This is a genomic window from Bradyrhizobium canariense (genome assembly GCF_018130465.1).
GTDB classification, from domain to species: Bacteria; Pseudomonadota; Alphaproteobacteria; order Rhizobiales; family Xanthobacteraceae; genus Bradyrhizobium; species Bradyrhizobium canariense_C.
The window spans coordinates 771,918-792,103 of sequence record NZ_JAFCKJ010000002.1; the positions used below are offsets into that span (position 1 = coordinate 771,918).

The window sequence follows — 20,186 nt, forward strand, 5'->3', positions numbered from 1 at the left end:
CTTTCGGGCCGGTAGCCCACTCCGGACCAGCGCCGAGCTTCAAGGCAGAGGGTCACGACTGGTCGCGAACTGACCATCAACCTTCTGCACATAGCGTTGCGCTCGGCCGCCGCGATGCCGGCCTACTCCCCTGCCAACCAACAGGAAAGTCGATCCGATAGGAAATTTAGACGGGATCCAAGGCGTCACACGATTGGCCTCGCCGAGGCGAGTGCTGCGGTGGTAGGTCGGCCCGAGAGGCTCGGCTCTCGCTCGCCGCCAACGCTACAAGCTGGACAGCTGTTGCTCGTCGCATCGGGTAAGCCCGTTACGCTCGTGCCAAGGCCGCAGGCTCAATCTTGAGGAGCCCCTACGCCGACAAGCAGAGCGAGACGCCAATGGAGCTCTCAGGCTCGTAAGGCTGATGCCACGTCGGAAATCGAATCCTTGAACTCTCGTCACTCGATCGAGGAGGCGATCATGGGGACCAGACTTGAATAGGGAGCGACGCTCCGGCCGGCGACGCGGATGCGGCCGCACGAACCGCCGTGCAGCCGGATCCGGACAAGGGCGGAGCAGGCGCGCCGGTGCCGAGAGTAACAGCCCGACCACAGGCCATCCTCGACGTGCTCGGCATCATGGCTCGCCGATCATTACCGCGGCGGCATAAAAGACCGACTGCTGCGCGAAGGCCGTATCCCGAAGCCAAGAGCTGTTCACCCCCGAGGTCCGATCGACGGCCTGTTCGCGATGCAGACTATTCGTCGGCGCCCTGCCGAGGTCAACGAACGGAACCTGCTCGCGCGGCCGCGCCGGGTCCGCACCCGTTCGAACAGTCTGCGATCGAGTTACCGTGCCCACCCCTTTCAGCGCGGGCCTGTGACCCTGGCGGGCAACCTCGTCGAGTCATATGAAGGACGCGAGCACGGAAGCAGGCCGCGTCCTTGAGAAGCATCCGGAATTTCCCTGGGGACAACTCTCGAGAAGCGCATCTTGAGAGCTTAGCTTCCCACTGCGGTTTGCCCGCCGTTTTTCATCCAGCCATCATGGTCTATGGGGGCCGCCGACCAGATGAAGCCGGCTGTCCTGAAAACCAATTGTGCTCGCGGGCAGACTGCTCCGCGAACGAAGGAGCCACGCCATGCAGATTGGCCGCAAGTACATGATCCTGGAGTGTGGGAACGATCACTCGACGAGTTCGACAACATGAAAGCGATCTTGATCGATCCCAGTAAGAAGTCGGTCGCCAGAATCGACATCAGCCAGGATGCGCGGCTGAGCGACTACTTCGGAGAGAAGCCGAGGCTGACCATGAGGTTTCCGAACGGGGACGACTTGTTCGCGGGAGTCCAAGAACGTGCGGAGGCATTCATCATCGGAGGATCTCGGCCGATCGCTGGATCCGGTTTGATCGTGGGCCGCCGCATCGGACCGGGGGAGCGGCGTCCAGCACTCGTTCGCTTGGACGACGTCGTCACGATGGTCCGTTGGACGACCGTCGATCTGCCTCCCAAGCCGCCGCTCACCGTACGAGCGATCGTGGTCGATCCGGAGCAGGGTCTCATCGAGGAAGTTATGATCGTAGCGAACAGGCTTGCGCTGGCGGGCCTGTTAGGGGGCGAGATCGGCTCGTACGTGCGCGTTCCGGGGAACGACCATGTTCTGTCGTCTGCGACCGGCCCGGAAACGTCGTGGTGCTGGCGAAAGGACGATCTGACCTTCGGCTTCAGGAGCGTGATAGTCGGTCACGATTCAGAGACCGGCTATTTTGCCGACGTCGTGACGTCCGTCGAGAACCTGCGGACCAGCGTCGAATTCCGGGCGCCCAACGAAAGTTGTTGGATGAGCTATGCCGACCGGAAGGCCCAGGCCAATCTGCCGCCCGCAGCGTAGGCCGCGCGGCCCGGCTCAAAGCACTCGCGGGCTAGGGCCCTTTTGCACATGGCCGGAGGTCGCCGCTTCACAAGGCGGCCGACAAAGCGAGTGAGGTGGCGACAAGATGTTTGTTGAGCTCAGAGGAGTGATAGATGGGTAAGCCGCGCACGTATTCGTGCTGGGACACATCAGTAAAGATCCAGGACGCAGGTCACGGGCTAGGCGTCTACGGGAACACCTACGAGGTCTTCCCGGGGGGCGGTTACAAGCGCACTGGCAACGCGATATTGATACATATGACGCCGGGCATCCGGTTCCTGATCAAAGAGGTCGATGCAGCGATTGCCGAGGCTGATCGCCGCTTAAACGAGCGGATCTGACGTCTGAATCGGAGCTTGCCGTTGTCGCGAACCTAACGAGTGTTTGACGACCGAGCAACGAAGTCCTGGCAGCAAAGCTGCAAGTTCTCGATGATGCCCGCAACACCTCGTGCATTGTGGACACGATTCTGACGATGCCTGAGGAAGTCGAGATCTGGATGACCGCGCCCGTAAAGGAAGCCTTGAAGCTGCAGCGCCCGCTTCCGGACGGGGCGCTCCGGATCGTCGCCCGTGGCGTGAAGGAAGACCCTGCGCCAGCGACGGCCGAAGTCCGCGCTTCTGGTAACCTGTAGCCCGTCGAAGCGCTTGACTCTTGGGGCGGTACTCGAACAAAAATAGAACAAACGATTCCTGCCGCGAAGGTCCGCTTGGCCAAACTGCCGCAACTGCCGGTCTACTATTATCTCGACCACTTCGCCGAAATGCTGGGGTTCGTGCAGCGGACGTATGCCTCCGTGCTTGGTCCGGAGCATCACGCGTTCGTAGCGCGGTTCGAGGGCCTTACAAGAGATGCGCGATGTCTGCTGGTCAGGATGATCAACAGGCGCGGTGCCATATTCAACCGATCCCTGTTCAGCTACCCCGAGATCGATGACGTCGAGCGGGCGGCATCCGATCTGACCGCGGCCGGTCAGGCACGCGAGCTCGGCGAGGAGGACTATGCGGTTTTCGTTTCATGCCTGCCGAAGGACGTCCTTGTGACTGGTGCACAGGCGGCCGGGCGTGGAGACGTCCGGAAGTCCTGGTCAAAGCCGAAGTTCATCGACTACTACCTTGAGAGAATACCATTTTCGGTCGCCGCGCAGCACTGTGGGGCGCGCAATTTCATCGCGCTCGACGGTACGCGTCCCATCGAGTTTCTGCTCTACCTCTACTTCGGCAAGACCGAGGTGGATCTGAAGAACTTCGCGCTGCGCGACCTGGGAATCCTCCGCACCAACCAAGAGACCTCGTTCAGCGCGCGCTTCACCGATGCCGAGGAGGCGCTCGCCTCGTTCCATTACAGCAAGGTTCTGGACAGTCTGGAGGACGGATCGGAGCCTGCCCACAGACGGGCGGCCGTCGACGTGCTCGGCGGACCCGCCTGCACGACCGAGTTCGCCGCCGATCTCCGCAGCCGAGCCGCGCATCGAACTGGGCTTTTCTTTGAGAAAGCGGGCGAGAGCGATCTCGCTCGGCAGCTCTACCGTGCCGGGCCGTCGCCGGACTGCAACGAGCGCTTGGTTCGACTGCTCTACAACACGGGTGAGAAGACAGAGGCCGAAGCACTGCTGCAGCGGATGATCGACGATCCCGCCAGCGATGGCGAACACCTCTTCGCCACGGACTTTTATGCCCGCAAGTTTAGCGGCAGGCGTACAGGGCTCTACACCGAACTTCTGCGGTCCGGCCGCACGATCACCGTCGACGACACCCATCGCGGCAATCCCGAGGCGGGAGTCGCCGGCGTGCTGCGGCGCGAGGGCACGAAGGTCTACTTCACCGAGAATGTGCTGTGGCACACCCTGTTCGGCCTGCTCTTCTGGGACGAGCTCTTCGAGAGCACCCGGATGCCCAGCGGGTTCGATTGGCTACCTCACTGCCTGAAGGATCGCAGCTTCCGCCGGCTCTTCGCCGCGACGATCGACGAGAAGCTGGCAGCCATCGCGTCTGGATCCGCCCTCCCGTTGATCCTCCGCACCGTCGCAGCGAGATGGGGCCGCCCGAACGGGATCTTCAGCTGGGATCACGTGCAAGTGGAGGCGCTGCGCGCGCTGCTCGAAGGGTCCGATCCGGCTGGCGTGGCCAGTATCCTCGGCAGCATGTGCGACGACTTCCGCGGCATGCGCGACGGCTTCCCCGACCTCATGTTGGTCCAGGACGGCAAGGCGTCCTTCATGGAGGTCAAGGCCGAAGGGGACGTGATCCGCCGCAACCAGATGACCCGCCTCCGCCAACTCGGCGACGCCGGCATTGTGGCCGAGATCGGTCGGGTCGACTACCGCTTCGACCCCGAGCAGGATTACGTGGTGGTCGACATCGAGACCACCGGCTCATGGTCGAACGGGGACCGCATCACCGAGATCGGCGCGGTGAAGGTCCGCAACCACCAGGTCGTGGACGAGTGGCACTCTCTCCTCAACCCGCAGCGTTCCATTCCAGCCAAGATCGTCCAGCTGACCGGCATCACGAACGAGATGGTTCGCGACGCGCCTTTGTTCGCCGAAGTCGCGGATTCCTTCATACAGTTCATGGCCGACGGCATCTTCGTCGCCCATAACGTCAGCTTCGACTACGGTTTCCTCTCTTACGAATTCGAGCGGATCGGGCGTCGCTTCCGATTTCCGAAGCTCTGCACATGTGCCGGGATGCGGCGGCGCTATCCGGGACACAAGTCCTACGGACTAGGGAAGCTCTGCGAGATCTACGGCATATCACTCGACAATCACCACCGCGCCCTATGCGACGCGCGGGCCTCCGCCCAGTTGTTGAATCTCATCAACCAGAAGCGGAGTGAGGAGAGATATATCGGCGAGGCCGCCTAGCGGTTCGAGCAATGGGGCGACTTGGAGACGATCCCAGAAAATTCCGATAAGGCGAAATTTTGTCTTGCTCCGTCGGGCAAAACAGTGGTTCATAAGGCGCTGGTCCTAGCGAGACGAAGGAGCCAGCCCGATGGCGAATGACGTGGACACCTCCTCGGAATTGTCCAAGATCGCGAAACTGAACGGTGACTTCCGAAGGAATTACGGCACTCTCATCGGTGCGATTTTGTACCTCCGCACCGTGAGCGCCGCCCGCCGAAGCCCTTGGCTTTGGGCTGGCCTGATCTCGATCGCTTTTTCGGCGGTGCTGAGCTGGTTGGGGCGGCACGGGTGGTTTTTGCCAGCGTTGCTTTGATCGCCGCGAACAGTGTCCCCCTTTCCCGGTAAAGCGCTCCGCGATGGCGGCGAAGGGAGCCTGATGCAAGCCAGACGTAGCGTCCCGACCTCAACGAGGCAGGCAGTAGAACGTAATCCTCGATCTCGCGATTTGCCGCATCCAACCGCATCACGGCAAGCAGGCCGGATGAGATCTGCCTTCCATAGGCCTTCCATTGCGCAGCGTGATCCGCTCCCCGTCGCGCCAGCCGTCGCGCGACGAGAAACGAAACTACGCGCCTGCCTTCGACATCGACGCCGATCCCGTCCTGAGCGAGCTCCGGCCGAAGACCAAGGTCCTTTCGCAACACCTCCGCGAGCTCGGTTGCGTGCCTCGCCTGTTCGGCAGCCCAAAACTCCCGGGTGTCGATCCAGTCGCAGTCGCGCGGCGACACGTAGCCGATCAGCGCATAGGCCTTCCGCAGTGAACCGAAGTGCTTCACATAGGAGGAGACGTGATTGAGTCCTAGGGTTTCGTTGATGATGCGGGAATTGAGCTTACCGCGCCGACGGAGCGCAAGGCGAAGGCGCAGCAACATCTCGTCTTCCGGAACCTCCACGCGGCGCTCGGCAAGCAGCTTCTGTGCGCGTGCGAAGATGCCCGGGTCCACGATAGGCTCGATCGCCGCAGCGCCCCGGACCCAGGCGTGATCCGGGTTTTTGACCAGCTTCTGCCCTAAGCGTCGCGAGGTACGGTTGTAGACGGTCTTGCCGATGTAGTTCTCGTTCGCGAGGATGGTCGGGATCATGCCGTCGGTCCACGGCCGACCGTTGTGATTGGCGATGCCGGCATCGTTCAGTTGGCGCCGGATGTCGCTGTAGGATTTCCGGCCGTTGACGAACTGGTCAAAAATGATCCGGACCACGGCTGCCTCCTCGACGGAGCCGGGCTGCAGTCGAACGCGGTCCGATTGCAAAGCCTTGAACTGGCCCTTTTCGAGGAAGCCCTTCGGATGCTCGCTCTCGTCGACCATCAAGCGCCGGAGGCCGTAGCCCACGGGAGCGCCGACGCGGTATCCAAGGCTCGCGACGCGGCAGTGCCCCGCGTGCACCTTGACCGAAAGTTCTCGGCTCCACTCTGCGGCCATACCGCGCTTTAGGCTCTTGGCGATTCCGGAGACGAATGTGCCGTCGTTCTTGAAGAGTTCGGCGCAGTATTCGACCTGGACGCCGCTCCGCTTGCAAAGGAATTCGTAGTACGCGCTCTCGTCGACGTCCTGGAAGCGGCCCCAGCGACTGACGTCGTAGACAAGAATGTGGTCGAAGTCGGCCTGCCCCGACTGGACGTCCTCGATCAATTCGATGAGACCGGGCCGTCCCTTGATCCGGAGGCCGCTGCGGCCTTCGTCGGCATAGGTGCGCACGATCGTGAGAGTGTTCGCCTCGGCATAGGCGGCGATGGCTGCAAGCTGATTCTTGATCGAGTAGCGCTGAAGCTCCCTCGACATTCGGACGTACTGCGCTGCTCGGCGTGTTCGGGTCCGCCTCGCTAAGCTCGTCCCTTTGGGGACAATAAGCCAATTACCCATGCACCTCTCCCGCTACTTAGAGGTACTCGTTTCAAGCAATACACCCTCCGCGTTCTGGGTGGCAATCTCGATCCGGACTGCGGAGAGCCGGCCACCTGGGCCGGGTGCTGCGCCCGGTTGTGCACAGCGCCGCGGGAACACGGGGACAATGCCCAGCTCTGCCGATTGCGAATCCCTGACCCGTGCTATCCGCCCGGAACGGGCAGGCTGCGGCAGGATTCATCTGGCAGGAGCGATGTCGATGCTGATGACGAAGGAACGACGACCGGCGATCCGGACGCTGCGCGGCTGGGCAATCCACGTGCTGCAGGAGGCGGGCGCCATCCATGAATGCGAGGAGCACGGATGGGCGAAGGACCGGGCCGATCCTCATGCGCGCGAGCACGCCTTGCATATCGCCAGGCAGGAGCCACCCGAGGGGTTGTCTCCGGATCAAGCTATTGAGGAAGTGCGCGAGGTATTGCGCTCTATCGGCGATACGTGCCCAGAGTGCCTCCCAAGTTCCGATTAGTTCGGCTGCGCTGTCTCACCGTGTCGGTGGCAGCGCATTCGGGCAAGTTCTAGCCAAGCCTGCGCGAGCTGCAGCCAGCGCTGCCGCTCGGAGCCATCCGTTAGGACGGCTTCCCTCAACGCCTCTTCCGCGCGGTGCTCGGGATCGAAGCCCCTATCCATGATACGCACCGTCATAACCTAACAAAGGTAAACAGCGAGTGGCGCTCGGCCCCGTGCAAATCCGGGGGACGGCCGAGCGGTCTATCCAGATCAGCCGACTAAGCCCGCAGTAAGTCGAGTGCGTTCTCGAGTGCGGCTCCAGCGGCGGTGTTGTCCAAGATGCACCAGGTCTCCCCCGACGATGACGCAAAATCCAGCCGCGTCTTCAGCGTTCGAAGAAACGCCCCGTCGTAGGCGGAGTAGTAAATGCGCGGGGCTCCATGCAGTCGGAAGTAGCGCAGGCCCGGCCATCCGCCCGGTAGGTCTGCGTCAAGCGCCCGCGCCGGATCCGCAGCGACGCGGCAAATCCGACGCGCGTTGAGCCAAGCACCGACTTCGGTCGCCGGCTTCGGCGACGTCGGCAAGGGCTCGGCCGCCTCGGACGTGAACCAGCTTGCGTGACGTGGCTCGCAAGCGAGAGCGGCTGTGCTTCTATCCCGCAATGCGCTGAATAGCACTTCAGCATCGGACTCGACGAACACTCTGCGCGGCGCGAACTGAACGAGCAAAACCCCTAACTTCGTACCAAGTCCGGCGCTCTCCTCGACGAACCGGTCGAGTTCAGCCGGCACAAGTTGTGGAGAATGAGTGACTGACTTCGGCACCTTCACCGAAAAGCGGAAATCATCCGGTGTCGCGTCCGCCCACTTCTGGTAAGTCGAACGGCGGTGTGGCCTATGAAATGACGAATTGATCTCGGTAGCGTTCAATACTCGCGCATAGCGCTCAAGGTGACTGCCTGCTCCGCCAACCCTTTCCTTGCAGCTTTGAGGAACGGTCCATCCCGCCGTGCCGAGCCGCACAGCTCCGAAATGCGCCTCCACCTTCGTGTCGGTAAGTGTCATGTTGTTCAAAGCTGTGATGCCAAAGGTAAAGCTCTTCCCCTGTCAAATTGTGGAGATGATCCGCCTGAAGCACGGGGCTTTGGGCACCTCGGGCGGAGCGGCACAGACCGGGCACATGCGCACCGCGCCAACCGAGCTCGAACAGCCTAGTTCCTGCCCCTCATTGGAATAGCTGGCGACTACTCATTTTCCGGAGGACGCCGCAGGCCCTTCACTGCTTCGTCCGACAAAGCTATCATACCAAACAGTGAAGACTTGGATAAGTGTCTTGTGAGCGGACTTCTTCTACTGTGGTCCCGGAGCGTGTACTCGCTCTTGCGCCTGTAGTAATGATGGCATCATGGGCGTTACCGGCCTGAGAGAGTATTCAGCCGAGATGAGGCATCTCCAGCTCCCGCATCAAACTAGGGAGCTCGTCCGGAATCTCACGCGCGAGAAGTCCCAAACGCCCGTTCCGCTCCACCCATTTGCGACCGGCTTCGCCGTGTAGATAGACCGCCCATGCGGCAGCTCCGATCAGGCTAGTTCCGCGGGCCGCCATGCCAGCCATCACGCCCGCCAGGACATCTCCCGAGCCGGACGTTCCGAGTGCGACTGGTCCATGCTCAAAGCAAAGCGCCTCTTCCCTTGCTGATACGATAAGAGTGTGGCCGCCCTTCATCACGACCACGGCCTCGATCTGGCTCGCGCAGGCTTGCGCCGCCGCAAAAGGATCCTCTTCAACCTTTTCCTTATCCTCGTGCAGAAACTTCGCCATTTCGCCCGCATGTGGGGTCACTATCACGTGCCTTCCGTGCGTCTGGGCGATCCCTTGAGCCTTCCTGAGAGAGGTGAAGGCGGAAGCGTCGAGAATATACACGGGTTTAGCCACCTGGCTCATGAGCGCGGTGCGCAGTTCAGCAACCGCTGTTTCGTCCATCAAGCCGGGGCCTATCACAACGGAGTCGGCATCATTGGAGAGCTCCACCAACCGCGTGGCGCCCGCTGGATCTATTTCTCCGCCGGCCGTTTCCCGGCAGCCTATGACCATCGCTTCAGGCATGGCTATGCCGAGGTGTGTCGCGTTTGACTTGCAGGTCGCAATCTGAAGAACGCCTGCGCCGGCCCGCAACGCTCCAAGCCCCGCAAGCAGGGCCGCGCCCGGCACCTGAACGCTTCCAGCGACGACAAGGACCCTACCGCGAGAATGCTTATCGCCGCTCTCTTGCGGGGTCGGCGGACGATTTGAACGAAGATAGTTGGCGTCAATAAGTCGGCAGTTCATCTTGCAGCCATGTTCTCGTCGGGAGCCGACGTGACCGGTGTCCTAGCTTTTTCGAGCGGGGCAACAAAGTTGTATCTTTCAAGCATCAAGGCTGCTGCGCCGTTGGAACGCTTGCCCAAACCGTACTCCGTAATCGCACAATTCGCGACGTCCCCCTCGGCGTCTATCGCGAGTATCCGGGCCTCGTCTAAATTCTCGAGCAGATAGCGCATACAAAGAACAATCACCTGGTGCGCCACGATCAAGACCCGCCTCCCGCGGTAGTGCAGGCTGACCGTATCGAGCACACTTCTCAACCGGAGAATTACGTCGCACCAACTCTCACCCGCTGGAGGTCTGAAGTAGAATTTTCCAACCAACTGCCGGGTGGCTGCCAATTCCGGATGGCGCTGCTCGATACCAAGCCGCGTCAACCGGTCGAGAATGCCGAATTCCTTCTCTCGCAGTCGCTCGTCTACGACCACTTCCGTAAACCCCTGCGCGAATCCGCCTTCGACGCGAACTGCGTCCGCTGTGGAGCGAGCGCGCAGGTAAGGCGAGCAAAGAACGACATCCGGCCGCTGAGCTGGAGCCAACGAAGCGAACCAAGCACCAAGCGCTCTTGCCTGCTTTTCCCCAAGGCTGCTGAGTGGGACATCTACGTCTCGGGCTTGAATATCGATAGTCCCGGCACCCGAAGCATGCGCAGCGTCGCGCGCCACGTTGCCTGCGCTCTCTCCGTGACGGACGATCCAAAGTTTGCTCGGCCAGTGGTCAGTCATCATGTTTCCTTGTTGCCAAGCAACAACGACCCGTCGACATGCGCGGTTCCACTCGACGCCGCTCGCCAGAGTGTCCTCTGGCGGGACTGCGCGCCCGCATCTCTCCGTGTGAAGCAGTTGGGCCGTCAATTGCGCAGGAACTCCATCTCCACCGTGCGATTGGAATGCCGCGGAGGAGTTCGATGGCACAGATCGCAAAGCCCGGTACCGATAGCAATCGATGGAGTCTAGCAACGGCGTCGCCCCGCCAGACGAGGCCGAGCATTCCCACCACGAAGCCTTCCCGCGCAAAGAACATGGCCAGCGGGACCCGTCTGTAGGCGATGAGGGCACCGACCGAGGGCGGCACGCGAGTTCGCCTGCCGAAATTCCCGCGAAGGGTTGGAAGGAAATCCTGCTGCGGGTCTATGGCAACGTAGGGCAGCACCGCGTCCTCGCGCTCGCCGCCGGCATGACCTACTACAGCATCCTCGCAATCTTCCCGGCTATGGCGGCTCTCGTCGCCATCTACGGGCTGTTCTCCGACCCCGGCAGCATCGCGAAGCATCTAGACCAGATTTCTGGATTCGTACCTGGCGGCGCGATCGAGGTGGCGCGCGATCAACTCACACGGGTGACGTCGAAAGGCCCCCAGTCGCTCGGCCTGACCTTCGCAATCGGTCTCGGCATTTCGCTCTGGAGCGCGAACGCCGCGATGAAGTCGCTATTCGACACCTTAAACATTGTCTACGGCGAACCCGAAAAACGCGGTTTTTGCAAGTTAAACGCCATATCGCTTGGTTTCACGGTGGCCGCAATCGTGTTCGTGATCTCGGCGCTCTCCGCGGTCGTCGTCGTGCCGGTCCTGCTCGGCTACCTCCATCTGTCGAACTTTGCCGATCTTCTCTTCCGGATCGCCCGTTGGCCGGCCATGTTCATTGCCGTCGCTCTGGGGATCTCCTGCGTCTATCGCTTCGGGCCGAGCCGCGAGGCGCCGCGTTGGTCCTGGATCACTTGGGGAAGCGCGGCTGCCACGATCCTCTGGCTGAGCGCCTCCGCACTATTCTCCTGGTACGCCGCGAGCTTCGGGACGTTCAACGAAACCTACGGTTCTCTTGGCGCGATAATCGGCTTCATGACATGGCTTTGGATCTCGGCAATCGCGATCCTGCTGGGGGCCGAGCTCAACGCAGAAATGGAGCACCAGACGGAGCAGGACACCACGACAGGTGCTCCGAAACCGCTTGGGGCTAGGGGAGCCCAAATGGCGGACACGGTAGGGTAACGCCAGGACCGAAAGCCGACTTGTCAGACCGCCCTTTCAACGTTGGCTTGCTGCGCTAGAGGCAATCTCGTCACGCTTTTGGAACAGTCCACGATCTCGCAGGTTGGCGCGCGAGCATTCGAAAGGAACCATCATGCGCGCACTATGCTGGCACGGTAAAGGCGACGTCAGGGTCGATACAGTTACGGATCCGAAGATTCAGCATCCAAGGGACGCGGTTATAAAGATCACCGCATGTGCGATCTGCGGCTCCGATCTGCATCTGCTGGACGGTTACCAGCCAACCATGGAGAGCGGCGATATTCTCGGCCATGAGAACATGGGCGAAGTCATCGAACTTGGCTCCGAGGTCACCAATCTGAAGGTCGGAGACCGCGTGGTGGTACCATTCACCATTAGCTGCGGCCAATGCTGGTTTTGCCAAAAGGGTCTTTTTTCGTGCTGCGATCGCACCAACCCCAATGCCGAGATTGCGGCCAAAGCGATGGGGCAATCTCCTGCCGGCCTTTTCGGCTTCAGCCACATGCTTGGCGGATATTCCGGCGGTCAGGCAGAGTACCTACGCGTGCCGATGGCAGACGTCGGACCGATCAAGATACCGGATAACATCACCGACGAGCAGGCGCTGTTCCTCTCCGACATCTTTCCGACCGGCTATATGGCCGCCGTCAACGCTCAGATCGAGGCCGGCGACACTGTGGCGATCTGGGGCTGCGGGCCCGTCGGTCAATTTGCGATCCGCTCCGCACTCCTGCTCGGTGCCGGTCGCGTGATCGCGATCGACGAAGTGCCGGAGCGGCTCGCAATGGCGGAAGCGGGCGGCGCGGAGACCATCGATTTTTCCAAGACGGACGTCTACGACGAGTTGATGAAGCGCACCGACAAGCGAGGCCCGGACAGCTGCATCGATGCGGTCGGTTGCGAGGCGTCCGGCCATGGCGCTGCGGACGCGGTCCTCGACAAGGTCAAGGCGGCGGCGTTTCTAGCTACCGACCGGGTCCACGTGGTGCGACAGGCCATCATGTGCTGCCGTAAGGCCGGCACCGTATCGATCCCCGGCGTATACGTCGGTATGGGGGACAAGGTCCCGCTCGGCGCGGCCATGAACAAAGGACTGACGATCAAGACCGGCCAAACGCACGTGCAGGCCTACACCAAGCCTCTCCTGAAGCTGATCGAAGAGGGCAAGATCGATCCGAGCTTCGTCGTTACACATCCGGCCAGCCTCGAAGATGCTCCTGCTATGTACAAGAAATTCCGCGACAAGGAGGACGGTGTCATCAAGGTCGTGCTGCGGCCGGGGCAATAAATCGAGGCCGGCCCGTGTTCTTCTTCTTCTCGAATCGGCTGGGGTGCCTCGGGTCAGTCATGGTTTCGGCGGCCATTACGCTCGCGCTGCTTTTCGTCTTCGGAATACTGCGGTTTTGAGGAACCAGATGGGCTCTGACTGTCGACAGGGAAACGTAATCGATCCCCTGCAGTGTGTCCCGGCGGTGCGGTCGAGTTCAGCCGCTACGCGGATGATAACTCGACGCGATCTAAGCGCGCGCTACGAAGGCGGACACCTGTTCAGCGAGTGCTCGAGGAAAAAACGCAGCATTTCCCTCGTCGCATCGGGCCCCCGCGGATTGGTGTAGGATCCGGCCGGACTGCCGCCCGACCAAGCGTGGGCGGCACCGTGAATATTCCAGTGTTCGGAGATGGCACGCCCGTCCGCGCCATTTGTGATCGTGCGGGTATAGGCGTGCCCATTGGGCACTTGTCCACGGATTACCTTCGGATTCCGACCTGCTTTAGCGAACTGCTCCACAATTCGCTCGCCGTTGTCTGGATGAACCGTGGTGTCACGATCACCGTGAAAGACGATGGTCGGCAAACGCTTGGCAGCAGTGATTGGCTTTGATTTGCCGCCCTGCCGCATAGCGACGAACGCAGAGGGAAAATCGCTCGCGGCTCCACAGGCGAGACCCGAATGAATTCCGATCGCTGCGTACAGGTCCGGATACGTTGCGCCCATGACGGCGGCGGCGGCACCGCCGGCCGACAGGCCCGCAACGTAGACGCGATTCGGATCGATGGCGTAGTCCCGCATGATCTGACGCGTAAGACCTGCGATCAGCAAGGGTTCGCCCGCTCCCCGCCGCTGATCGCCTGTGCGAAACCAGTTCCAGCACTTCGCCTGGTTGGCTCCGCTCGGCTGGTCGGGATAAGCAACGAAACAATTCTGCTCTTCCGCCAAGAAGTTCATCCGCGTGCCGGCGGCAAAATCATCCGGGGACTGAGTGCAGCCGTGAAGCATGACGATCAGAGGAAGCTGCTGGCCGTGTGAGCGGCTCGGGATGAACAGCTTGTAGCTTCGGCTTCCGGCTGCGTTGCTGAAGGTGCCCTCGATGAACTCGGTGCCCTCGGGCGCGATATCCGTGAACAGCGGAGAGCGTGAGATCGGACTGCGCAGGCCGAGCCCGGAAAAATCCGGCTTAGGCGACGAGGTGCGTTTGCTTCTTTGAACCGAGCCGGCCTGCGAAGTCGGCGGGCTTACCCTCTCTCCGACAATGTTGGCCGTGAGGTCGATGGTCGGCGGATCCAGCTGCGAGAGCGGGCCGTCGGCGGCGCCGCGGGCCTTCGGCCCTGGAGCGCTGTCGCCATAGAGCATGCGCTGCAGCAGCGCAGTGGCCTCGGCCAATCTCCCTGCACGCGTGAGGCGGGTCGCTTCGCGAACTGCGGCTTGATTCAACATGGCTTCATCTCATTCTGTCGGCGAGAGCGGCCTTGACCGCCGGAGTGGCATGGAGCGCTCCGAGCACGGTGATCGAAGCGATGGTTGCGCGGGCCAACTCGGGATTGACGTCATGGGCGATCGTCGCGAGGCCCAATACGTTGATGTGCAGCATCTCGCCCGCGCGCCCCGCCGCCTCGAGATCCTCCCGGGTGTAGTTGCGCAGCCCAAGGTCCAGTCTCTTCCGGACCGTGGATTGCCTCACAATGTCCGCGTGGCGTTCGAGCTGGTTCCGGATGGCTGTCCGGATGAAGTCGCTGCGGTTCGAGTAGAAGCCTTCCTGCACCATCAGATCGACGTGCCCCAGGTCGACATATCCAAGGTTGATCGTGATCTTTTCGGTGTCGGGAACCTTGGGCTTCAGTTCGTGCATAGCCACCGCCATCCTATCACCATCCTGTTGGATGGTATACAGATGGAAAGTTCAACACCGATTTCAAGGGGAAAGAACGAGATCGGTGGCAAAGCAAGCCGACGAATACGCCGATCGAAACATGTGAAACGGGCTCACTGTTCAGGGCGAGCGCTTGAAAGGGATGGCCTACTTAGCCAGCAAGGAACTCTCAAAGCAGGCGAGCAGCCCGGCTGGGCCGGCATATATCTCGGCGGATCCGCTTTGACTCAGCGTCTCCTCAGTGAAACCGCCGCATAGAACGCCGATGGTGACGATCCGGGCTTCTCCGGCCGCGACAGCATCGTACGGTGTGTCTCCGATTGCCACGGCATCGCTGGCTTTTATGCCGAGTTTCTTGAGCGCGGTTTCGAAAACATCGGGGGCGGGTTTGGATTGCTCGACGTCGTCGGAAGAGGTAGTCACATCCACCAAATCTGTGATGCCTGCGATATCAAGGTACTTGGCTAGTTCATCCTTCTTCGCCGAGGAAGCGACGGCGACGTGGACGCCGGCAGCGCGGAGCCGTCGCAGCAGGTCGGGCACTGCCGAGAACGGGCGGACAAGCGGCAGATGTGCAGCCTTGAAGCGGTTGCCGCGACGGCGACGGAGGAAGTCATGTCGGCCCTCCGCGAAGTCGCGAACGAGTCAACGACCGCCGCGGCGTAGGAGAGAGCCCAGGCGGCTGACTGGCATCTGCTTGAATAAGCGCCTAGTCTGAAGGGCTGCGAGATCAAGCCTTTCTGAAGAAATGGAGCCTGGGGCTACATGGGCGATGAACACCAAGCCACCGCGCACCTGAGGCTGGCTGATTTCATTCGGCAGAACGAGCCCGCTATCATAAACGAATGGACCGAATTCGCCCGGACGAGGTCGCCGGCGAGCGACGGTATGTCCAAGCTGGCGCTTCAGGATCACATCGTCGACATCCTCAAGTTCGTGGCCAACGACCTAGAGTCCGCCCAAACCCCGTCCGAACAGATGGACAAATCGCGGGGCCTGGCCGACGGCGAGGGACCATTCCGCCAGAGTGCGGCCGAGATCCACGCCGCGCTCCGTCTCGCCGACGGCTTCGACATCGACCAGATGGTTTCGGAATATCGGGCGCTGCGGGCCAGCGTCGTTAAGCAATGGGCAGCCCGTCAACAGAGCCTCGCCGGAACGGACATCGAGGACCTCACCCGGTTCAACGAAGCGATCGACCAGGCGGTCGCGGAGTCGGTCGCCCACTACACCAAAACCATCGACAATTCCCGCAACCTGTTCCTGGGCATCCTGGGGCACGACCTGCGGAATCCCATCGGCGCGGCATCGATGGCCGCGCGATGGATACAGCGCGCAGGTCCCAGCGATCCCAAGCATCCGAAGATGGTGTCCGAACTCGTCAGTACGACGGATCGCGCCTCCCGGATCCTCGACGACTTGTTCGATCTCACCCGCGCGTCTTTCGGAACCGATATTCCGGTCAAGAAAGCCCAAACCGACATGCATTCGCTGTGTCAGTCGATAGCGGACGAACTGCGGAACATTCACCAAAGGCAGACGATAGACGTTTCGCAGGACGGGGATCCGACCGGGAATTGGGACGCCGCGAGGATGGGACAGGTGATGTCGAATCTGATCGGTAACGCGATCCAATACAGCGATGGGTCGGGCCCCGTCACGGTCGCGATAGCGGGGACCGACCCAGGGACGCTCCGCGTGAGCGTGCACAATCCCGGCCCGCCCATTCCCGCGGAAGCCCAGAAGGCCATCTTCCAATCGTGGATGCGTGGCCAAGTCCAGGATGCCCGCGAGCACCCCCATCTCGGCCTGGGGCTCTACATCGCGAAGCTGATCGTCAAGGCCCATGGCGGGGAGATCGCCGTCAGTTCCGAGGAAACGACCGGCACGACGTTCAGGGTTCGGCTGCCGCGCAAGTAGGGTCGCGAACTCCGGCAGAAACCCGTGATTGCGGGTTTGTATTTTCGGAACGAATCCGTCCCGTATCTCTTTGGTCCTTTTCGGAGGTTTGTACCGGAATGCCCAAGGCGAAGCCCGTCATCCTGATCGTCGAAGGCGAATACTTGCTGCGTATGGATTCCGCCGAGACTTTGGAGGGCGGGGGATTCGAAGTCGTCCTGGCTGCGAACGCCGACGAAGCCATCGTGATCCTGTCAGCCCGGTCGGACATCCACCTCGTCTTCACCGATATCCAGATGCCGGGTTCGATGGACGGGTTAAAACTCGCTCGGGTTCGTCCGCGACCGCTGGCGATAAAGATAGTCGCGACATCGGGCCATGTGCGGGCTGTCAGCGACGAACTGCCGGCGGGTAGCGTGTTCCTGCCGAAACCTTATCTCGGAGCCGAGCTCATCGCGACCCTGCGTGACATGACCGGCATCTCCTGATCTCTCGAGAAGGTCAGGCATCCGTTCTTCAAAGGACTTCGGGACGATCTGTGATCGCAACCGCCGCCTTCGAACCAGAAACCAAGTCTGCTGAAGTGTCAGATGGCAGCAAGCAACGAGTGCTCGAAGCAGGCGAACAACGATGCCGGGCCTGGATAGACCTCAACGCATCCGGCTTGTCGCAGCGACTGCTCCGTGAACCCGCCGCAGAGAACACCGATCGTGCGGATCCTCGCCTTGCCGGCCGCCTCCGCGTCGTAGGGCGTGTCACCGATGGCGACGGCGTCGGCACCCTCGAGCTTCAGCTTCCGAAGCACGACCTCGAAGATGTCCGGCGCCGGCTTTGATTCCTCGGCGTCCTCCGACGAAGCGGTGATCTCGACCAGATCGGCGACGCCTGCGATGTCGAGGTACTCGGCGAGTTCGTCCTTCTTGGCCGACGAACCGACGGCAATCCGGACGCCGGCGTCGCGCACGCGTTTGAGGAGGTCCGGGACCGCGGTGAACGGCCGCACCAGCGGCAGATATTCGCTTTTGAAGCGCCGGCCGCGCCATTCCTCGAGATCCTTGCCGTGGTGGCGCTGCGCGTCCTCGGTCAGGAAGTGCGGGATCAGCTTGTCGCCGCCCTTGCCGATCTGGCCGCGGGCCTGCTCGAAGCTGACGTCATGGCCGAACTTCACCAGCGCTTCGTGCCAGGCAAGCGCGTGCAGATCGACCGAGTCGATGAGGGTCCCGTCGACGTCGAAGATGGCTGCTTTTGGCATCAAGAACCTCCGGGGCGCGCCTGCTTTATCTTCGAGTACCAGTCGGCATAGGGCGTGTTCTTCGCCATGTGCCTGTTGAAATCCGGAGCGCCGTCCGTCCACCAGACGGGGCCGCGTTCGCCGAGGGCTCTCTTGGCTTCGTCCACGGCGCGATGGGCCGCCGCTTCGGCATCCGGATCCCCGCCGGCCTTCGCATCGCGGACCGCCCGTCTGGCGCTCATCGGCCGCTTGGTCAGCGTCGATCTCTCGGCCCCGTTCAGGTCCGGATTGGCCATCCGCCAGAGCCGGCCGCGGACAACGAAGTACCGTCCATCCGGCGTGACCGGATGCTTCACGCTGACCTCCGCCGCGCCCCCGTGGTCGGCTTTTTCGCAGCGGCCTCCTTGGCCGGCTTCTTGCCTGCGATCGGCATCAACATCTCCTTCTGACCGTGGGCCGTTTTCTTAGCTTTCTTGGCGGGCTTTTTCGGAGACCTAGTCTCGGCCGCGGCGCCGCCTACGCTCTTGCGCAGGGCGTCCATCAGATCGACGACGTTCTCGCCCTTGGGCCGATCCTTCGGCACGATCGGCTTGCCGGCGCGCTTCTGATTGATGAGATTAACGAGCGCCGTTTCGTACTGGTCCTCGAACTTGTCGGGCTCGAAGTTGCCGGCCTTCTGCTCCACGATGTGTCGGGCCAGGTCGAGCATGTCTTTGGTGACTTTGACGTCGTCGATCTCGTCGAAATACTCTTTCGGATCGCGCACTTCGTAGGGGTAGCGCAGCAGCGTCCCCATTAAGCCCTTGTCCAGCGGCTCGAGCGCGATGATGTGCTCGCGGTTGGTCAGCACGACCCGCCCGATCGCGACCTTGTCCATCTCGCGGATAGTCTCACGGATCACCGCGAAGGCGTCGTGGCCGACCTTGCCGTCCGGACGCAGGTAGTAGGGACGGATCAGGTACCGCGGATCGATCTCGCTGCGGTCGACGAACTCGTCGATCTCGATGGTCCGGGTCGATTCCAGGGCGACGTTCTCTAGCTCTTCCTTAGTGACCTCGATGAAGGTGTCGGTGTCGACCTTGTAGCCCTTCACGATGTCCTCGTTGGGGACCTCGTCGCCGGTGTCGGCGTCGACCTTCAGGTACTTGATGCGGTGGCCGGTCGCCCGGTTCAGCTGGTTGAAGGAGATCTTTTCGCTCTCCGAGGTCGCCGGGTACAGCGCCACCGGGCAGGTGACGAGCGACAGGCGAAGGAAGCCTTTCCAGTTGGCGCGGGGGGCCATGAACGCGGAACTCCAAGTAGGGTACTCGGACTCAAGACGAACGGGGCCTAGCGGTTCCGACATGCGCCGAGCGGGTCAACAGGAAAATCGGCCAGCCGCCCGCAGCGCGCCCGAGTACGTCCGAAAACGTCGTGAATCGCTTGTTTTCCAGATACCTCGTGGAGGTTTCGGCCGGTATTGTGAACCCATGGACGCGCTGACCCAGCCCCTCAGAGACGAGCAATTTCTGGACCCCGCGGACCTGGCCGCGATGGCCGAGGGGCTCGCGCGGTCCCGGCGACCGTCGGGCAAGAGGTCCGGACGGCCATCCTCCTCGATACGGAAACGACCGGCCTCGACCACGCCCGCGACGAGATCATCGAGCTCGGCATGGTCAAGTTCGACTACCTGCAGCACGGCCGCATCGTCGGCGTCCGCGACGTCTCCTCCGGATTCAACGAGCCCTCGAGTCCGATCCCGCCCGAAGTAGTCGCGATCACGGGCATCACCGACGAAATGGTAGCCGGCCACAAGCTAGAAGACGCCGCCGTCGCGGCCTTCGTCGACGGCGCAGTGATCGCGTTCGCGCACAACGCCGGCTTCGACAGGAAGTTTGCCGAGAGATACTGGCCGATCTTCGAGCGGATGGCCTGGGGCTGCAGCATGACCGAGGTCGATTGGCGAGCGCACGGTTTCGCGGGTAGCCAGCTCGGATACCTGCTCAACGGGGCGGGTCTATTCCACCAGGCGCACAGGGCCGTCGACGACTGCCATGCGCTGCTCGAGATCCTGGACTTCGTCCTGCCAACGACCGGATCGCCGTCGCTTGCCCTACTGCTTGATAGGGCACGCCGGAAGACGGTACGGATCTGGGCGGAGCAATCGCCGTTCGAGTTGAAGGACTCAAAACGCCGCGGGTACCGCTGGAGTGACGGCGCGGATGGGCGTCCAAAGTCATGGTACGTCGATGTCTGCGAGTCCGCCGTCGCCGACGAACTCGCGTTCCTCAAGGCGGAGATCTACCTGCGCGATTTCGAGCCGCGCCTCCAGACGCTTACCGCCTTCACCCGCTTCTCCTGCAGGATTGCGAACCGCGAGGCAGCGGCACGCCGGCTCA

Annotated in this window: 17 protein-coding genes and 3 pseudogenes; 10 read left to right on the forward strand and 10 right to left on the reverse strand. The window is 61.9% G+C overall.

Annotation, left to right across the window (positions count from 1 at the left end):
- Positions 1 to 1,185 precede the first annotated feature (1,185 nt).
- The 4 genes and pseudogenes from JQ591_RS07815 (at position 1,186) to JQ591_RS07830 (ending at position 4,759) form a co-directional block, all read left to right on the forward strand.
- The gene (locus JQ591_RS07815) at positions 1,186 to 1,872 is read left to right on the forward strand and encodes a hypothetical protein (RefSeq protein ID WP_211395425.1); all 687 of its coding nucleotides are present in this window, start codon (positions 1,186 to 1,188) and stop codon (positions 1,870 to 1,872) included.
- A 134-nt stretch (positions 1,873 to 2,006) separates the two neighbouring features.
- Positions 2,007 to 2,234: a hypothetical protein gene (locus tag JQ591_RS07820; protein WP_211395426.1), complete on the forward strand. Its 228-nt coding sequence runs from the start codon at positions 2,007 to 2,009 to the stop codon at positions 2,232 to 2,234.
- Between the two features lie 125 nt (positions 2,235 to 2,359).
- A pseudogene (locus JQ591_RS07825) lies at positions 2,360 to 2,527 on the forward strand (SOS response-associated peptidase); the annotation flags it as partial.
- 75 nt (positions 2,528 to 2,602) lie between these two features.
- A complete protein-coding gene (locus JQ591_RS07830; protein WP_211395427.1) occupies positions 2,603 to 4,759 on the forward strand; it encodes a 3'-5' exonuclease in 2,157 nt (718 codons plus the stop codon).
- A 212-nt stretch (positions 4,760 to 4,971) separates the two neighbouring features.
- Here JQ591_RS07830 and JQ591_RS07835 read toward each other — a convergent pair whose 3' ends face one another.
- Positions 4,972 to 6,663, reverse strand: a complete 1,692-nt coding sequence (locus JQ591_RS07835) for a recombinase family protein (RefSeq protein ID WP_283817701.1) — start codon at positions 6,661 to 6,663, stop codon at positions 4,972 to 4,974.
- Positions 6,664 to 6,904: 241 nt separating this feature from the next.
- Here JQ591_RS07835 and JQ591_RS07840 point away from each other — a divergent pair, with 241 nt between their 5' ends.
- Complete coding sequence (locus JQ591_RS07840) at positions 6,905 to 7,174, forward strand: hypothetical protein (protein WP_211395429.1); 270 nt, start codon at positions 6,905 to 6,907, stop codon at positions 7,172 to 7,174.
- Between the two features lie 259 nt (positions 7,175 to 7,433).
- Here the strand turns inward: JQ591_RS07840 and JQ591_RS07845 are convergent, their stop codons facing one another.
- From JQ591_RS07845 to JQ591_RS07855, 3 genes are all read right to left on the reverse strand, one after another.
- Positions 7,434 to 8,219, reverse strand: a complete 786-nt coding sequence (locus JQ591_RS07845) for a DUF72 domain-containing protein (RefSeq protein ID WP_211395611.1) — start codon at positions 8,217 to 8,219, stop codon at positions 7,434 to 7,436.
- Positions 8,220 to 8,586: 367 nt separating this feature from the next.
- Complete coding sequence (locus JQ591_RS07850; RefSeq protein WP_211395430.1) at positions 8,587 to 9,483, reverse strand: NAD(P)H-hydrate dehydratase; 897 nt, start codon at positions 9,481 to 9,483, stop codon at positions 8,587 to 8,589.
- On the reverse strand, positions 9,480 to 10,247 hold the full coding sequence (locus JQ591_RS07855) for a histidine phosphatase family protein (protein WP_249136565.1): 768 nt from the start codon (positions 10,245 to 10,247) through the stop codon (positions 9,480 to 9,482). Before JQ591_RS07855 ends, JQ591_RS07850 begins: the two co-directional genes overlap by 4 nt.
- 217 nt (positions 10,248 to 10,464) lie before the next feature.
- Here JQ591_RS07855 and JQ591_RS07860 point away from each other — a divergent pair, with 217 nt between their 5' ends.
- Together JQ591_RS07860 and JQ591_RS07865 are read left to right on the forward strand one after the other, a co-directional pair.
- A complete protein-coding gene (locus tag JQ591_RS07860) occupies positions 10,465 to 11,508 on the forward strand; it encodes a YihY/virulence factor BrkB family protein (RefSeq protein ID WP_211395431.1) in 1,044 nt (347 codons plus the stop codon).
- A gap of 133 nt (positions 11,509 to 11,641) precedes the next feature.
- Positions 11,642 to 12,817 carry a zinc-dependent alcohol dehydrogenase gene (locus JQ591_RS07865; protein ID WP_211395613.1) on the forward strand — a complete coding sequence of 392 codons (1,176 nt, stop codon included), beginning with the start codon at positions 11,642 to 11,644 and terminating at the stop codon, positions 12,815 to 12,817.
- A gap of 240 nt (positions 12,818 to 13,057) precedes the next feature.
- On the opposite strand, the gene JQ591_RS07870 is transcribed toward JQ591_RS07865, so the two are convergent.
- The 3 genes and pseudogenes from JQ591_RS07870 to JQ591_RS07880 form a co-directional block, all read right to left on the reverse strand.
- Positions 13,058 to 14,245 (reverse strand): extracellular catalytic domain type 1 short-chain-length polyhydroxyalkanoate depolymerase, encoded by a 1,188-nt coding sequence (locus JQ591_RS07870; protein ID WP_211395432.1) that lies wholly within the window; start codon positions 14,243 to 14,245, stop codon positions 13,058 to 13,060.
- 4 nt (positions 14,246 to 14,249) lie between these two features.
- Complete coding sequence (locus JQ591_RS07875) at positions 14,250 to 14,669, reverse strand: CopG family transcriptional regulator (protein WP_211395433.1); 420 nt, start codon at positions 14,667 to 14,669, stop codon at positions 14,250 to 14,252.
- A gap of 156 nt (positions 14,670 to 14,825) precedes the next feature.
- Positions 14,826 to 15,266 (reverse strand): annotated as a pseudogene (locus JQ591_RS07880) (HAD family hydrolase); the annotation flags it as partial.
- A gap of 177 nt (positions 15,267 to 15,443) precedes the next feature.
- Between JQ591_RS07880 and JQ591_RS07885 the strand changes: the two are divergent.
- The gene (locus JQ591_RS07885) at positions 15,444 to 16,598 is read left to right on the forward strand and encodes a sensor histidine kinase (protein ID WP_211395434.1); all 1,155 of its coding nucleotides are present in this window, start codon (positions 15,444 to 15,446) and stop codon (positions 16,596 to 16,598) included.
- Between the two features lie 98 nt (positions 16,599 to 16,696).
- Positions 16,697 to 17,065, forward strand: a complete 369-nt coding sequence (locus JQ591_RS07890) for a response regulator (protein WP_211395435.1) — start codon at positions 16,697 to 16,699, stop codon at positions 17,063 to 17,065.
- Positions 17,066 to 17,163: 98 nt separating this feature from the next.
- Here the strand turns inward: JQ591_RS07890 and JQ591_RS07895 are convergent, their stop codons facing one another.
- From JQ591_RS07895 to JQ591_RS07905, 3 genes are read right to left on the reverse strand one after another with little or no spacing between them, the layout of a single operon-like run.
- Positions 17,164 to 17,829, reverse strand: a complete 666-nt coding sequence (locus JQ591_RS07895) for an HAD family hydrolase (protein WP_211395436.1) — start codon at positions 17,827 to 17,829, stop codon at positions 17,164 to 17,166.
- Positions 17,829 to 18,164: a hypothetical protein gene (locus JQ591_RS07900; RefSeq protein ID WP_211395437.1), complete on the reverse strand. Its 336-nt coding sequence runs from the start codon at positions 18,162 to 18,164 to the stop codon at positions 17,829 to 17,831. The genes JQ591_RS07895 and JQ591_RS07900 overlap by 1 nt, the downstream gene beginning before the upstream one ends.
- Positions 18,161 to 19,090 (reverse strand): Ku protein, encoded by a 930-nt coding sequence (locus JQ591_RS07905; protein WP_211395438.1) that lies wholly within the window; start codon positions 19,088 to 19,090, stop codon positions 18,161 to 18,163. The genes JQ591_RS07900 and JQ591_RS07905 overlap by 4 nt, the downstream gene beginning before the upstream one ends.
- A gap of 306 nt (positions 19,091 to 19,396) precedes the next feature.
- On the opposite strand from JQ591_RS07905, the pseudogene JQ591_RS07910 reads away from it, so the two are divergent.
- Positions 19,397 to 20,092: pseudogene (locus tag JQ591_RS07910) on the forward strand (3'-5' exonuclease); the annotation flags it as partial.
- Positions 20,093 to 20,186 lie beyond the last annotated feature (94 nt).